The 13,680-nt window shown below is 54.6% G+C and carries 14 protein-coding genes; 8 read left to right on the top strand and 6 right to left on the bottom strand.

Translation table 11 applies throughout. The annotated features are described in order from the left end of the window. Positions 1-54: 54 nt before the first annotated feature. The 4 genes from ACMYSP_RS00900 to ACMYSP_RS00885 form a co-directional block, all read right to left on the bottom strand. Entirely contained in the window at positions 55-180 is a 126-nt protein-coding gene (locus ACMYSP_RS00900; RefSeq protein ID WP_123754177.1) for a DUF2474 domain-containing protein, read from the bottom strand. After that, positions 180-1,190, bottom strand: a complete 1,011-nt coding sequence (cydB, locus tag ACMYSP_RS00895; protein WP_434584991.1) for a cytochrome d ubiquinol oxidase subunit II — start codon at positions 1,188-1,190, stop codon at positions 180-182. The genes ACMYSP_RS00900 and cydB overlap by 1 nt, the downstream gene beginning before the upstream one ends. Further along, the gene (locus ACMYSP_RS00890; protein ID WP_434584990.1) at positions 1,190-2,587 is read right to left on the bottom strand and encodes a cytochrome ubiquinol oxidase subunit I; all 1,398 of its coding nucleotides are present in this window, start codon (positions 2,585-2,587) and stop codon (positions 1,190-1,192) included. The genes cydB and ACMYSP_RS00890 overlap by 1 nt, the downstream gene beginning before the upstream one ends. Positions 2,588-2,754: 167 nt before the next feature. Continuing rightward, a complete protein-coding gene (locus ACMYSP_RS00885) occupies positions 2,755-3,105 on the bottom strand; it encodes a DUF1294 domain-containing protein (protein ID WP_434584989.1) in 351 nt (116 codons plus the stop codon). Between the two features lie 158 nt (positions 3,106-3,263). On the opposite strand from ACMYSP_RS00885, the gene ACMYSP_RS00880 reads away from it, so the two are divergent. The 3 genes from ACMYSP_RS00880 (at position 3,264) to ACMYSP_RS00870 (ending at position 5,380) form a co-directional block, all read left to right on the top strand. Then, positions 3,264-4,136 (top strand): AraC family ligand binding domain-containing protein, encoded by an 873-nt coding sequence (locus ACMYSP_RS00880; protein WP_434584988.1) that lies wholly within the window; start codon positions 3,264-3,266, stop codon positions 4,134-4,136. A 55-nt stretch (positions 4,137-4,191) separates the two neighbouring features. Then, positions 4,192-4,599: a DUF2000 family protein gene (locus ACMYSP_RS00875; protein ID WP_434584987.1), complete on the top strand. Its 408-nt coding sequence runs from the start codon at positions 4,192-4,194 to the stop codon at positions 4,597-4,599. Between the two features lie 250 nt (positions 4,600-4,849). Then, positions 4,850-5,380, top strand: a complete 531-nt coding sequence (locus ACMYSP_RS00870) for a glyoxalase superfamily protein (RefSeq protein WP_434584986.1) — start codon at positions 4,850-4,852, stop codon at positions 5,378-5,380. Positions 5,381-5,439: 59 nt separating this feature from the next. Here ACMYSP_RS00870 and ACMYSP_RS00865 read toward each other — a convergent pair whose 3' ends face one another. Then, positions 5,440-6,387 carry an alpha/beta hydrolase gene (locus ACMYSP_RS00865; RefSeq protein WP_434584985.1) on the bottom strand — a complete coding sequence of 316 codons (948 nt, stop codon included), beginning with the start codon at positions 6,385-6,387 and terminating at the stop codon, positions 5,440-5,442. A gap of 286 nt (positions 6,388-6,673) precedes the next feature. Here ACMYSP_RS00865 and ACMYSP_RS00860 point away from each other — a divergent pair, with 286 nt between their 5' ends. From ACMYSP_RS00860 to glgP, 3 genes are all read left to right on the top strand, one after another. Beyond that, the gene (locus ACMYSP_RS00860) at positions 6,674-7,234 is read left to right on the top strand and encodes a nucleotidyltransferase family protein (protein WP_434584984.1); all 561 of its coding nucleotides are present in this window, start codon (positions 6,674-6,676) and stop codon (positions 7,232-7,234) included. An 88-nt stretch (positions 7,235-7,322) separates the two neighbouring features. Further along, on the top strand, positions 7,323-7,481 hold the full coding sequence (locus tag ACMYSP_RS00855; protein ID WP_434584983.1) for a hypothetical protein: 159 nt from the start codon (positions 7,323-7,325) through the stop codon (positions 7,479-7,481). A gap of 82 nt (positions 7,482-7,563) precedes the next feature. After that, positions 7,564-10,011 carry a glycogen/starch/alpha-glucan family phosphorylase gene (gene glgP, locus ACMYSP_RS00850; RefSeq protein ID WP_434584982.1) on the top strand — a complete coding sequence of 816 codons (2,448 nt, stop codon included), beginning with the start codon at positions 7,564-7,566 and terminating at the stop codon, positions 10,009-10,011. A gap of 19 nt (positions 10,012-10,030) precedes the next feature. Here glgP and ACMYSP_RS00845 read toward each other — a convergent pair whose 3' ends face one another. Continuing rightward, a complete protein-coding gene (locus ACMYSP_RS00845) occupies positions 10,031-10,951 on the bottom strand; it encodes a LysR family transcriptional regulator (protein ID WP_434584981.1) in 921 nt (306 codons plus the stop codon). 253 nt (positions 10,952-11,204) lie between these two features. On the opposite strand from ACMYSP_RS00845, the gene ACMYSP_RS00840 reads away from it, so the two are divergent. Beyond that, positions 11,205-11,885, top strand: a complete 681-nt coding sequence (locus ACMYSP_RS00840) for a class I SAM-dependent methyltransferase (RefSeq protein WP_434584980.1) — start codon at positions 11,205-11,207, stop codon at positions 11,883-11,885. A gap of 100 nt (positions 11,886-11,985) precedes the next feature. Then, positions 11,986-13,398, top strand: coding sequence for a PLP-dependent aminotransferase family protein (locus ACMYSP_RS00835; protein ID WP_434584979.1), 1,413 nt, complete (start codon positions 11,986-11,988; stop codon positions 13,396-13,398). Positions 13,399-13,680 lie beyond the last annotated feature (282 nt).

Here is a 13,680-nt window from a genome sequence, read left to right as displayed (position 1 = left end):
ATGTGGAGACAAAATGGAGGTTCTGTTATTCAGAATCGTCTCATTCGTACAGGATTAAACTTTCAGTCCTGCCGCAGTCATTAGCAGTCTAAAAAGCATGCTGATTGCCGCCAGCGCCAGTACGCTTCCTCCCCATAACGCGACCATCCATAATAATTGTTTGAGCCTGGATTGATTCATCAATGATACCCCTCACCATGTTGGACCTTGCCGCGAAAGACGTAATAACTCCAGAAGGTGTAGCCAAGGATCACCGGAATAATGAGCAGCGCGCCCACTAGCATAAAGCCCTGGCTTTGCGGCGGAGCGGCGGCCTGCCACAGCGTAATATTCGGTGGAATAATATAGGGCCAGATGCTGATCCCCAGGCCGCTGAACCCAAGGAACACCAGCCCCAGGGTCAGGATAAAGGGCCGGGCGTGGCTATTGCGGTTGCCCAGCGTTTGCCACAACCAGAATCCGATCGCCGCCACCAGCAGGGGGACCGGCAGCAGGAAAAACAGATCCGGCAGGCTGAACCAGCGGGCGGCGATGGCCGGCTGCGCTAGCGGGGTCCACAGGCTGATAATGGCGATGGTCGCCAGCAGTGCCAGCAGCAGGCCGCGCGAGGTGCGACGCATCTTGTCCTGCAGCGGATTTTCGCTTTTCATCACCAGCCACGTCGCGCCGAGCAGCGCATAGGCCACCGTCAGTCCCAGGCCGCAGAACAGAGTAAACGGCGTCAGCCAGTCGAACATCCCGCCGCTGAAGGCGCGTCCGCTCACTGAAAAACCGTTAATGACGGCCCCGACGACGATGCCCTGCGTAAAGGTGGCCAGCAGCGAACCGCCAAGGAAGGCCGAGTCCCAAAACGGGCGGTGCGACGGCGTGGCCTGGAAGCGAAACTCAAACGCCACGCCGCGGAAAATCAGGCCGATCAACATCAGCGTCAGCGGGATCGCCAGCGCATCGATAATCACCGCATAGGCCAGTGGAAAGGCCCCGAATAGCGCAGCGCCACCGAGCACCAGCCAGGTTTCGTTGCCATCCCAGACCGGCGCGACGCTATTGACCATCACGTCACGGTCTTCGCCATCACGGGTGGTGCTGAACAGGATGCCGATCCCTAAATCGAAACCATCCATTACGATATACATCAGGGTGGCGAAGACGATGATCACAAACCAGATAACCGATAAATCGATCCCCATTAGTGGGACTCCTTATGCTGAAAACCTTCCGTTGCGGCGGAGAGTGGGCGAGCCGGGGTGCCGGAATGCGGCGGATTGACCGCCTGCGGGCCTTTGCGGATCAGGCGCAGCATATAGCTGTAGCCGACGCCGAACACCGCGCTGTAGACCACGAAAAAGGTCAGCAGGCTGACGGTCATATGCAGGTCGCCGTGAGCGGAGACCGCATCAGCGGTTCGCTGTACGCCATAGACCACCCAGGGCTGGCGGCCCACTTCGGTGGTAACCCAGCCGGCCAGAATCGCGATAAGCCCGGATGGCCCCATCCAGAGCGCGAAGCGCAGGAACGGTTTTGACTGGTACAGACGATGGCGGTAGCGCAGCCACAGCGCCATTACCCCAAGCAGGATCATCAGCATGCCGAGGCCGGCCATCAGGCGAAATGACCAGAAGACGATGGTTGAGTTCGGGCGATCTTCCGGCGCGAACTCTTTCAGGGCGGGCACCTGTTTATCCAGACTGTGGGTCAGGATCAGACTGCCGAGCGCCGGTATTTCCAGGCCATAACGGGTACGTTCCTGCTCCATATCCGGCAGGCCAAACAGCAGCAGCGGGGTGGGTTCTCCCGGACGGTTTTCCCAGTGGCCTTCGATGGCTGCAATTTTCGCCGGCTGATGCTTCAGGGTGTTCAGGCCGTGCATATCGCCAATCATCGCCTGAATGGGGGCGACGATAAGCAGCATCCACAGGGCCATGGAGAACATCGCGCGGATCGCCGGGGTGTTATTACCGCGCAGCAGGTGCCACGCCGCCGAGGCGCCGACAAACAGCGCGCTGCTGAGAAAGGCGGCGACCGTCATGTGCAGCAGGCGATAAGGGAACGACGGGTTAAAGATAACTTTAAACCAGTCGACCGGGACCACCTGGCCGTTGACGATCTCGAAGCCCTGCGGGGTTTGCATCCAGCTGTTAGAGGCGAGTATCCAGAAGGTTGAAATGATCGTCCCGAGGGCCACCATGCAGGTGGCGAAAAAGTGCATTCCGGGGCTGACGCGGTTCCAGCCGAACAGCATGACCCCGAGGAAACCGGCTTCAAGAAAGAACGCGGTCAGGACTTCATAAGTCAGCAGTGGGCCGGTAATGCTGCCGGCAAATTCAGAAAAACCGCTCCAGTTGGTGCCAAACTGATAGGCCATGACGAGGCCTGACACCACGCCCATGCCAAAGTTGACGGCGAAAATCTTCGACCAGAAGTGATACAGCGAGCGCCAGACCGGATTTTTTGTTTTTAGCCATAATCCTTCCAGCACCGCCAGATAGCTGGCCAGCCCAATGGTGATGGCGGGAAAGATAATGTGAAAAGAGACGGTAAAGGCGAACTGGATTCGCGCAAGGTGGAATGCATCAAGACCGAACATGCAGTACTCCGCAAGAAAATTGATTCAGCGCAATTTTAAAGGGCAGCGGCAGGGGGTTGCAGAGGCAGAAGCGGGCTTTTTTATGATAACAGTTGTGTGACTGTTATGATTTTACGCGGGTGCTAACGGTGGCGGTGCGCCCGCGTCGGACGTGAGCGAGTAGGGCGTCAGACAGCGGCAGGGCCCCAGGCATATAGCCAGTATCCGCCCACCAGCACGACAATGTTCAGTACCACGCTGATCATAAAGTAGGTTTTAAAGGGCTGTTTTTGGGTTTTATGGCGAAAACACTGCTGACCCACGATTGCGCCGGGCCATCCCCCGACGAGGCCAAACACCAGCAAGGTGGATTCAGGGACCCGTCGCCAGGCCTTGCGGGCCGCGGTTTTATCCATCCCGTAGAGCGCCAGCGTCAGCAGATTGATCAGCAGGAACCACATGACGAGCGGGTGGGGCAGAAGCAGGCTGCCAGCCGCCGCGAGGCCCAGCAGAAGATAACAGAAGCGATTGAGTTTCATAGGCTGAAGCAATATGGGCCGAAGTGAAAGAGGGCCAGTATACCCGAATCTGGCGAGGCGGTGACGAGGGCCTGTCTGACAAAACTGCTCGGGTTATCTCGTTATACCCGAAAACGTATACTATACAGGTGGTGGTTTACAGGTGATGGTTTCGATATATGGGTCAGAACGTAGATATGTCAGGAATAGCGGAATCCCCGATGGCTGGCGACTGGATAGATTTTCGTCGCGATTCGGAGACCGGGATCGAGAGCGTCAACGCCCATTTCAAAGGGCACGCATACGATGACCACGATCATGAAGAACTGCTGCTCGGGGTGACCTTGCAGGGGTCGCAAAGGTTCAGTTGCCATCGGGCCGTCCATACCAGCACTCCCGGTAAAGCCATTTTGATTGAGCCGGGTGCCGTGCATGATGGTTATGCAGCACAGCCGACAGGGTTTACCTATGCCATGTTGTATATCCCACAGAAATACGTCGCGGATAGTCTTAACCGGTACGGAATGGGGGATATCTCGGTCGTTCAGGCCGCATTTCGCCATACGCTGACCGAGGATCGCGCACTGATCGTCGCTATTTCTCAGGCGTTTGACGCCATTCACAACAATGAAGGCCGGCTCGCGCGTGATGAAGGTCTGGATCGCCTGCTGGCGCACCTTATGCCGCATGTCGAACGGAAACCGGCCATCGAGCTCACTGAATCACTGCTGAAGATGAACCGGGTCCGGGACTATCTGCATGAACATCTTGCCTGGAACCCGGGGCTGGATGAACTGACCCACATCAGCGGTATCGATCGCTTCCGGCTCAGCAGGCAGTTTAAGGCCGCTTTCGGTCAATCACCCCATGCCTACCTGGTTCGGCTACGTTTGCGTACCGCCCGCCAGCTGTTAGCCAGCGGTCTCTCCCCGGTGCTGGTTGCCTCGCAAACTGGTTTTGCCGATCAGAGCCATTTGGGACGCTGGTTTAAACGCGCCTACCGGATCACGCCGGCCACCTTCCAGAGCAGCTGCACAAACGTTCTATACTGACCCCCGGTCCCTGAGCGAAGATATTTTTTCGTATGACAGACGGGACTTTTTAAACATGTTTGATACTAAGATTGCCTATATTCTGCGCGACGATTTGCCAACCTGGCAGCGTCTTAATGTGGTCGCTTTTCTGGCCACCGGGATCGCATCTGCGGCGCCGGAGATACTGGGTCAACCCTATATTGATTCTCTGGGACGGACCTACGGCAATATGTCCGGGCAGCCGATGCTGATATTTGAAGCGAACCTCGACAAGCTGAAAACGGTGCACCGTAAAGCACTTGAGCGCGGCGTAACCCTTATTCCTTACATTCATGCGATGTTTTCCACCGGCCATGATGAGGCTAACCGGGAAGTATTTCGCGCGGCAGATGGCGATAATCTGGATCTGGTAGGAATTGGTCTGCGTGGCCCCAAAAGAGAGGTCGATAAGGTGATTAAAGGGATCGCTCTGCACAAATAGTATTCCCACCCGGCGGAGTCTGACCGCCATATTTATCCTGGTCTTCTGTCTATTTTCAGAAGGCCAGCACCGCATACTTGCTTCGTTTCACTCCATCAGCTAATTTCCTCTGAGGCTAGTGCTGCCTGCCGCTCGCGTCCTCACGGAAAGGTGAAAGCACGTCATTATCCCGGTTTTGCTTTCTTCATCTTTTTTGACGATCGGGGTCTGGTAATGCGAGCACCGGTGTGCCCTGACGACAGGAGAGAACATGTTTTCTATTGCACAAGCAAAACTGATGGCCACAAAATTACGCGCTGAGCTGGCCTCACGCGACCTCACCATTTCCCACTCAGCCGCTCTCGAAATCGTATCTCAGCAACTGGGTTTTAAGGACTGGAATACAGCATCGGCAAGGCTAACGCCTCAGGTCGCGGACGCGGCGGTATCGTTTGAAAAGAACATTCCGATATTGCGCATGTTTGATGAACGCAAGGCCCGGGAGTTTTATCTCGATTTCCTTGGATTCACGGTGGAATTTGAACACCGTTTCGAAGCGGACCTGCCGCTGTATATGGGAATTAGCCGTAACGGCTTGCAGATCCACCTCAGCGAACATCACGGCGACGCCAGTCCGGGGGCCACGCTATTCGTCCCCATGCATCACATTGCGTTATTCCGGGATGAGCTAAATCTTAAACAATACGGCTACGGCCGGCCCGAAATCGTCCAGCAAGCGTGGGGCAAAATTCTCGAGGTGTACGATCCGTTTGGCAACAGAATACGTTTCTGCGAGAGCTGAATTAACGCCACCGCTGACGTGACTGCCCGCGACAGAGCGGGCAGTATTTAACCACTGGATTATTGGCAGCCAGCGCTACCCACCGTGTTCTCATCGCTGATATCTAACAGCGCGCTGCGGAAAGAAGCGGTGAACATCGGGCCATGGCCCAGACCGGGGAAATCCCAGTAGGCGCTATTGACGCCTTTATCTTTCAGCGTGGTGAGCGAAGCGTGAATTTTGGTCAGTATCCCGTCGAGGTGCTTTTCCCGGTTATCGTTCGGCATCGCCGATCCTTCCATGATCGACAGGTGTTTTGTGCAGTATTGTGACGGATTGACCGCCGTAATATGGCTCAGCAGGGCGTCATTGCCTCTGCCCAATGACGGGCTGGCGCTGTAGTACCGCTGAAACAGAGAGGACGACAGCCAGGCATCCAGGACGAACAGGCCGCCGAAGGAGTGCCCCCACAGGCCGCGGCGCTGGGGATCGATGTTCAGTCCTTGTTCTGCCTTCGCGACAATACGCGTTTCGAGTAACTGGCGGAAGTCGTTGCTACCGCCGCTCTTGCGATTCGCGCGCTCGCCGCTGGTACTGGCTTTGCCGCTTTGTACGCCTGCTGGCGTATAGTCGTAGGCGCGGGCGTTGAGGTCGAAGGGGAGATTGGTTTGATAGCCGACCGCCACGATCACCGGCGGTGATTTGTCTGCCAGCTGCCGGAGCAGGGCTTCATCCAGACGGTCCATGACCGCATTGCCGTCGAGCATATACAGCACCGGGTAGCCCGACGCCGGCGCGGCTTTGTTCGGCACGGCGGTCCAGACCCGGTAATGGCGGGAGCCATCGGCAGAATCGAACTGGTTGACGCTGAAGTGGTAAACCGCGGAGCCCTTATCAGCAATACTCGGTCCCAGCGGTTGCATATCTGGTCTTGCCAGACTTTGCGTGCTGACGACAAGGGTGAAACAAGAAACAAGAGAAAACAACGCCTTGCTCGGGCGTGTTGCACGATACTCACGGGCATACATCTGATGATTATTCCTTTTCCGCTGGTGGTATCGCCGTTCCGGCCATGTGGTGTTCCCCTGCGACGCCGGTATACCGTACCAGATAACGCATTAATGCAAATGATAATAATTACCAATATCATCAGATGATTGCAACCCTAATTAAAAATGCAACCACTAGGGAAGAGTGGCAGGACTGAACGTTGCCGGTGATATTGCCTTCACACCGCCAAATAAAACTGTGGCGCCGGGATAGCGTTACGCTACTCTCAGCAGGCAGAACCGAATTATTTGAACAGGGAAAATCATGACGCATCAGGAGATAGTGCAGCGCATATTGGCAGATGACCCGCTGAGAATGGCGGCCCTCCGCGCCGTGCAGGCGTTGCAACTGCCTGACGGCTGGATCGGCGCGGGGTTTGTGCGAGATGCCGTGTGGGATCATCTGCATGGATACGGGCAATGCCCGATCGCCGGGGATGTCGATGTGGTCTGGTTCGACGTGGCACAGCGCGATCCTGAGCAGGACTACGCCCTGGAAGCGCAGCTCAATCGGCAGCAGCCAACCTTTAACTGGTCGGTGAAAAACCAGGCCAGAATGCACCTACGCAACGGTCACGCTCCGTATCGCTCAACGCAACATGCCCTGCAGTTGTGGCCGGAGACCGCCACGGCGGTGGCGATCAGGCTCGGGGAGATGACAGGTATCGAGATGATTGCCCCCTACGGGCTCGACGATCTGTTTGCCCTGCGTCTACGGCCAACGCCGTCATTTGAACATGAGAAGCTGCCGGTTTTCAGGCAACGCGTCATCGCAAAGCGCTGGATGGAACGCTATCCTGAATTGCAGCTGCTCATCCCCCGTTAGAATTACTTATCCCGGCTTTAAGCCCCGCTTATTGGCTAAAAAACCAGCAGGCGATATCTTTCATAACATCAACTGCATGAGGTTATTTATGAAAGACACCTATTTTCAGGCGAAAGTCGAAATGGCAAAAACGTTGTGTACCCATGGCGTCGGCTTGCCGTTAATATCAACCGCAACGGGCCTGACGTTGCATCAAATTAAGTATGAATTAAAAAAAGCATCAAAATTTAAAAGACGCAGTCGCTAAATATTCTTCTTATTATTCTGACGGCTTATTTTAGCTATCTCTGTTTTCATTCTTCAGCCTGTCTGAAGGAGAGGGCCTTATTATGTACACTACTCCCACACCGCTATCGCCCGTTTCCGCTACAGAAAAAATGCGCAATACCATTGCGGATAAACTGACCTATGTTATTGGCAAAGATCCGGCGATTGCCACCCAGCGTGAATGGCTAAACGCCGCGCTCTATGCCGTACGCGATCGCATGGTTGAGCACTGGCATCGTTCGAATCGGGCGCAGTTTTCGCAAGACGATCGCCAGGTATATTACCTCTCAATGGAGTTTCTGATCGGCAGAACGCTGTCTAATGCGCTATTGTCGCTGGGTATTTATGATGAAGTGAAAGGCGCCCTTGATTTAATGGGCTTAGATCTCGAAGCGTTAATTGACGAGGAAAATGATCCCGGACTGGGTAATGGTGGCTTAGGACGCCTGGCGGCCTGTTATCTTGATTCGATGGCGACTCTGGGATTACCGGGCTGCGGTTATGGTATCCGTTACAATTACGGTATGTTCCGCCAGAATATCGTCGACGGACGGCAGAAAGAGACCCCAGACTACTGGCTGGAATATGGTAATCCATGGGAATTTAAACGCCACAATACCCATTATAAAATTCGGTTTGGTGGACGCGTACAGCAGGAAGGAAATAAAACCCGCTGGATTGATACCGAGGAGATCCTGGCGGTTGCCCATGACCAGATTATTCCGGGATACAATACCGAGACCACCAATACCCTGCGTCTGTGGAATGTGCAGATGAACAGTGAAGTTAATACTGCACGATTAAGTGTGGATGGTAGCGACCTGTCCGGGGGGAACCAATATCATTTTGAAAAGATCTCGCGGGTGTTATATCCGGACGACAGCACCAATGAAGGCCGCGAATTACGTCTGCGACAGGCCTGGTTTCTGGCGTCAGCAACAGTGCAGGACATTCTTAACCGTCACTATATGTTGCATCACACCTACGATAATCTGGCGGAGAAGGTGGCGATCCATCTGAATGATACCCATCCGGTGCTGGCCATTCCGGAATTAATGCGCTTGCTCATCGACGAACATCGCTTTAGCTGGGATGGGGCGTGGGATATTACCCGCCGGGTGTTCTCCTATACCAATCATACGTTGTTAAACGAGTCGCTTGAGACCTGGCCGGTGGCCATGCTCAGCCGTATTCTCCCGCGCCATCTGCAGATCATTTTCGAGATCAACGATCGCTTCCTGACCCGGGTGCATGAACAATTTGGTGATGTAAGCGGATTGCGTGAGCGGGTATCGCTCATTGATGAGTCTCATGGCCGCGTAGTGCGCATGGCGTGGCTGGCGGTGGTGGTGAGCGACAAAGTCAACGGCGTCTCCGAACTGCATTCAAATCTGATGGTACAGTCGCTGTTTGCTGATTTTGCGCGTCTCTTCCCGCAGCGTTTTACCAACGTGACCAATGGGGTGACCGCCCGACGCTGGCTGGCGTTAGCTAACCCGGCGCTGTCCCATGTGCTGGATGCCAATATTGGTAGCGAGTGGCGAACCGACTTAAGCCAGCTCAACGGTTTGCTGGACTATGCCGATTATCCGAGCGTCAACGAGGCGCTGCGTCGCGCAAAACAGGCCAATAAAGTACGCCTGGCACACTATATCGCGACACATTTTGGCGTGGTGATCGGCCCCCATGCATTATTCGATGTGCAGGTGAAACGCATTCATGAATATAAGCGCCAGCTGATGAATATTCTCCATGTGATCACCCGTTATAACCGCATCAAGGCCAACCCGGACGCGCATTGGGTTCCGCGGGTGAATATCTTCGCCGGGAAAGCCGCATCGTCCTATGCCATGGCGAAACAGATCATTCGCCTGATTAATGACGTGGCGGAAGTGGTCAATAATGATCCACACATTGGCGGCCGGCTCAAAGTGGTGTTTATCCCGGATTACAGCGTGAGTCTGGCGCAGTTGATCATTCCCGCGGCTGACCTCTCCGAGCAGATCTCGCTGGCGGGAACCGAGGCCTCAGGAACCAGTAATATGAAGTTTGCGCTCAATGGCGCACTGACTATCGGTACGCTGGATGGTGCGAATATTGAAATTCAGCAACGTGTCGGGGCAGAGAATATCTTTATTTTCGGCCATACCGCTGAACAGGTAGAGGCGCTGCGCGCGGGAAGCTATAACCCGCACGATCTCTTTATGCAGGATGACGAGCTGCATCAGGTGCTGACCCAAATCGGCACGGGGCTCTTCAGCCCGCAAGAACCCGGGCGTTACCATAACCTACTGGATGCGCTAATAAACTATGGCGACCATTACCAGGTGCTGGCGGATTATCGTAGCTATATCGACTGTCAGCAGCAGGTGGACGAACTCTATCAGCAGCCGCTGGCGTGGACCACAAAAGCGCTGCATAACATCGCCGCGATGGGACATTTCTCGGCGGATCGCGCGGTGCAGGAATACGCCGAACGGATCTGGCGTATTAGCAAGACTCGCCTGTAATGGCGTGGTGTCCCCGTCATCAGGTCGGGGATACCACCTGCAGATCGTCGAGTATCCGGGAGATCAGTTGCTGGCTCTCTTTCCTGAACGAAGCGTAGATACTGAACTGCGGCAGCGGGAAGGGGGCGGCCACCCGTTTTAGCTGATAGATCCCGGAGTAGGTTGCAAATGCGCTTTCCGGGATAATGCCCAGACAGCTCGATTTCGCGACAATCAGCAGTATTGAAGCAAACGAGGTGGTGAGCAGGCAGCGCTCGCGGGCGCGAAATCGTTTATCGACATGACTGCGGTGGTAGATGATTTTTTCATTTTTGGTGTTGTAGCCCACCAGGCTGGCATTTCTGAACTGCTCCTCGCTAATCGTATCGCCGTACAGCGCATTATCTTGCGCGGCAACCAGCACCAGCTTCATTTCACATATTTTCTGGCAGGTAATATTGCTGTGCTCCAGCGAAGAGGTGGAAAAAATGATATCGGCCTGGCGCATATTCAGCAACTCCGTGATGAATGGCGCGCTAAGATCCGCCGTGCGATGTAACAAACTGATCTCTGGGGTGGTTGCCATCAGCCTGGCGGTTAATTCCGGCACGATCAGCGGGGAGATGAAGGATTCGGTATAAAGGGTCAGTCTTTTCTTCACTGACGGTGCCAAACCCGGCAACAGGGTTGAAAGTCGGTCAATAATCGAAATGGTATTGTCGTAGAGTTCATCAGCGAGGACCGTGGGCTGCAGCATATTGCCGCTGCGAACGAAAAGATTATCTCCCATCAGTTCCCGCAGTTTTCGCAGCGACTGGCTAACCGCTGACGGCGAGATATCCAGCCTGTCCGCCACTTTTGAAATACTGCCCATGCTGTAGATCAGGCAGAAGAGGGTGAGTAAATTCAGATCAACCTTTGATAGCGAACATATTTTGTCTGAAATTGGCAGTGTAGACATACAACCCTCAGCGTCATTGACCTGTGAAAAAAGTAGCACAGATGGTATGCCTGCGCCGTGCTGGCGGCCAACTCATTGAGAGATAATATCTTTGCTTTCTTTTTCAAAGAGATGCTACGGGCAGCAATAAACGTGATGTAAACACAGTGGAGGGATAGCATTCAGCCATTTCTTGCCGGTCGCTCAGTTCATTTCATCGCCATATCATGTATAAGATTGTGGATATTGTTGCTGGCAAACAGGTGTCTTCACAATGAATGGCTATGAAAAGGAATATCGTCAATTGATAGCAAATGGGGCTATCGCGTGGGCAGGTGAAGGGTATCACCGGGCAAAACAACAACAGCAACTCATTTTTGAGTGGCTCAATGCAGCACAATATCTTCCGTCTCCGGGGGCGGCGGTACTTGAACTGGGGTGCGGAAATGGCGCAATGGCAGCGCAGCATCTCGCGCATCAGGGATATGCTGTGTGGGGAATTGATATATCAGAAACCGCGATTCGCTGGGCAGAAGAACGCTTTCGGCAAGCCGGTCTCCCGGCCCACTTTCTGGTCGGTGATGTCGGTCATATTGAACACTGCAAAGACGCCACCTTTGAACTCATCATGGACGGCAGCTGTTTACATTGTCTGATTGATGACGCCCGGGCTCGCTGCTTTACAGAGGTGAGAAGATTGCTAAAGCCTGGGGGACGGTTTGTGATCGGTTCCATGTGCGGTACCCCTCGGTATGCCCAGGATATTGCGGAGTACGATCCAGTCCGCCAGCATTTGCTGAAAAATGGGCAACCCTGGCGTACGCTGAAACCCCTTCAGGCGTTAATTGATGAGATAAAAGACGCTCAGTTTAACGTGCTGGCAGTCCGGGTGAATCACAATCCGTGGTGGGATCATGCCACTGTGGTCTGTACAGCCGCTTCATCGTCGGTGTGAGGGCGTTAGGGATAGCGTCTGAGCTATAACAGTTTTTATAAACGACTATTTTTTTATGGCTGATATACTATCAGGCATATTAGCTCTCCCGGACAACGCCATGAAAAAATACCAGCAGCTTGCGCAGCAGTTAACCGAACAGATGGCGCTTGGCGTCTGGCAACCCGGCGACCGTCTGCCGTCGCTGCGTGAACAGGTGGTCAGCAGTGGGATGAGTTTTATGACCGTCAGCCATGCTTATCAGTTGCTGGAGAGTCAGGGGCGAATTATTGCCCGGCCGCAGTCCGGTTACTATGTCGCACCAAAGCCGGTCAAGCTGCGCCAGCCGGCACCGCCTGCGCAGGTGACGCGTGACGAAGCGGTGGATATCAATACCTACATTTTTGAGGTGCTGCAGGCCAGCCGCCGGGCCTCGATGCTGCCGTTTGCTTCGGCCTTTCCCGACCCGCGCCTGTTCCCGCTCCAGCAGCTTAACCGCTCGCTGGCGCAGGTGAGTAAAACGGCGACGGCGATGAGCGTCATTGAAAATTTACCGCCGGGAAATAGCGAACTGCGCCACGCGATCGCTCGCCGCTATGCCCTGCAGGGGATGAATATCTCGCCGGATGATATTGTCATCACCGCCGGCGCCCTGGAGGCGCTTAATCTCAGCCTGCAGGCGGTGACCGAACCGGGCGACTGGGTGGTGGTGGAAAACCCCTGTTTCTACGGTGCATTGCAGGCGCTGGAGCGATTACGCTTAAAAGCGCTGTCGGTGGCGACGGACGTAAAAGAGGGCATCGATTTAGACGCCCTTGAGCAGGCGCTGCAGAACTACCCGGTCAAAGCCTGCTGGTTGATGACCAACGGGCAAAACCCGCTCGGCTTTACTCTCAGCGCTGACAAAAAAGCCCGACTGGTTGAGCTGCTGACGCGTTATAACGTGGTGCTGATCGAAGACGATGTCTACAGCGAGCTCTATTTCGGCCGGGAAAAACCGCTGCCGGCGAAATACTGGGACCACAATGAGATGACGCTGCACTGTAGCTCGTTTTCCAAATGTCTGGTGCCGGGCTTTCGTATTGGCTGGGTGGCCGCAGGTAAACACGCCCGACGCATTCAACAGTTGCAACTGATGAGTACCCTCTCAACCAGCTCGCCGATGCAGCTGGCGCTGGTGGATTATCTCTCTACCCGGCGCTATGACGCGCATCTTCGCCGTCTGCGCCGCCAGCTTGCCGAGCGCAAACAGCTGGCCTGGCAGGCGCTGCTGCGTCATTTACCCGCCGAAGTGAAAATTCATCATAGCGATAGCGGTTATTTTCTGTGGCTGGAGCTGCCGGAAGGCGCTGATGCCGGCGAGCTGAGCGCCCGTGCGCTGCAGGATAATATCAGCATTGCGCCGGGGAAAATGTTCTCCACCACCGCCAACTGGGCTTCATTCTTCCGTTTTAATACCGCGTGGGGATGGGGGGAAAGAGAAGAGCAAGGGGTGAAACGCCTCGGTGAACTTATTCGCGAGCTGCTGAGCTGAATCCCAGCCAACCCCCTGTGTTTTGAAAGACGAGGGGTATAAATAATATTATCAAAGCCTGCCGGTACATATTTTACCGGCACCAGCCATAGGAAATATGCATAGTCGTATTCTGTCCCTAACTCCTTGTCTATAATCCATATTGTTTCCCAGTATTCGCGGACTTTTTGCGGAATGCGCCCCTTGTCACAACCTGAATAAATTTCTCCAGGAGGCAGCAGGGCGCCGTCTAGTGTTATTAAGGGAGATATTTTTACGGCATGGCTGCCGCTAATTTTATTG

The organism is Klebsiella sp. R390 (genome assembly GCF_051131745.1).
Lineage (GTDB): Bacteria > Pseudomonadota > Gammaproteobacteria > Enterobacterales > Enterobacteriaceae > Klebsiella.
The sequence above is the reverse complement of the archived record's forward strand: the minus strand, read 5'-3'. Positions and strand labels throughout refer to the sequence as shown.

Bases quoted from the DNA above. Each gene is read 5' to 3' on its own strand.
- ACMYSP_RS00835 (WP_434584979.1), top strand. From the start codon at position 11,986: ATGAAAAAATACCAGCAGCTTGCGCAGCAGTTAACCGAACAGATGGCG.
- ACMYSP_RS00865 (WP_434584985.1), bottom strand. From the start codon at position 6,387: ATGTATGCCCGTGAGTATCGTGCAACACGCCCGAGCAAGGCGTTGTTT.
- ACMYSP_RS00855 (WP_434584983.1), top strand. From the start codon at position 7,323: ATGAAAGACACCTATTTTCAGGCGAAAGTCGAAATGGCAAAAACGTTG.
- ACMYSP_RS00885 (WP_434584989.1), bottom strand. From the start codon at position 3,105: ATGAAACTCAATCGCTTCTGTTATCTTCTGCTGGGCCTCGCGGCGGCT.
- ACMYSP_RS00845 (WP_434584981.1), bottom strand. From the start codon at position 10,951: ATGTCTACACTGCCAATTTCAGACAAAATATGTTCGCTATCAAAGGTT.
- ACMYSP_RS00870 (WP_434584986.1), top strand. From the start codon at position 4,850: ATGTTTTCTATTGCACAAGCAAAACTGATGGCCACAAAATTACGCGCT.
- ACMYSP_RS00890 (WP_434584990.1), bottom strand. From the start codon at position 2,587: ATGTTCGGTCTTGATGCATTCCACCTTGCGCGAATCCAGTTCGCCTTT.
- ACMYSP_RS00900 (WP_123754177.1), bottom strand. From the start codon at position 180: ATGAATCAATCCAGGCTCAAACAATTATTATGGATGGTCGCGTTATGG.
- ACMYSP_RS00840 (WP_434584980.1), top strand. From the start codon at position 11,205: ATGAATGGCTATGAAAAGGAATATCGTCAATTGATAGCAAATGGGGCT.
- ACMYSP_RS00880 (WP_434584988.1), top strand. From the start codon at position 3,264: ATGGGTCAGAACGTAGATATGTCAGGAATAGCGGAATCCCCGATGGCT.
- ACMYSP_RS00875 (WP_434584987.1), top strand. From the start codon at position 4,192: ATGTTTGATACTAAGATTGCCTATATTCTGCGCGACGATTTGCCAACC.
- glgP (WP_434584982.1), top strand. From the start codon at position 7,564: ATGTACACTACTCCCACACCGCTATCGCCCGTTTCCGCTACAGAAAAA.
- ACMYSP_RS00860 (WP_434584984.1), top strand. From the start codon at position 6,674: ATGACGCATCAGGAGATAGTGCAGCGCATATTGGCAGATGACCCGCTG.
- cydB (WP_434584991.1), bottom strand. From the start codon at position 1,190: ATGGGGATCGATTTATCGGTTATCTGGTTTGTGATCATCGTCTTCGCC.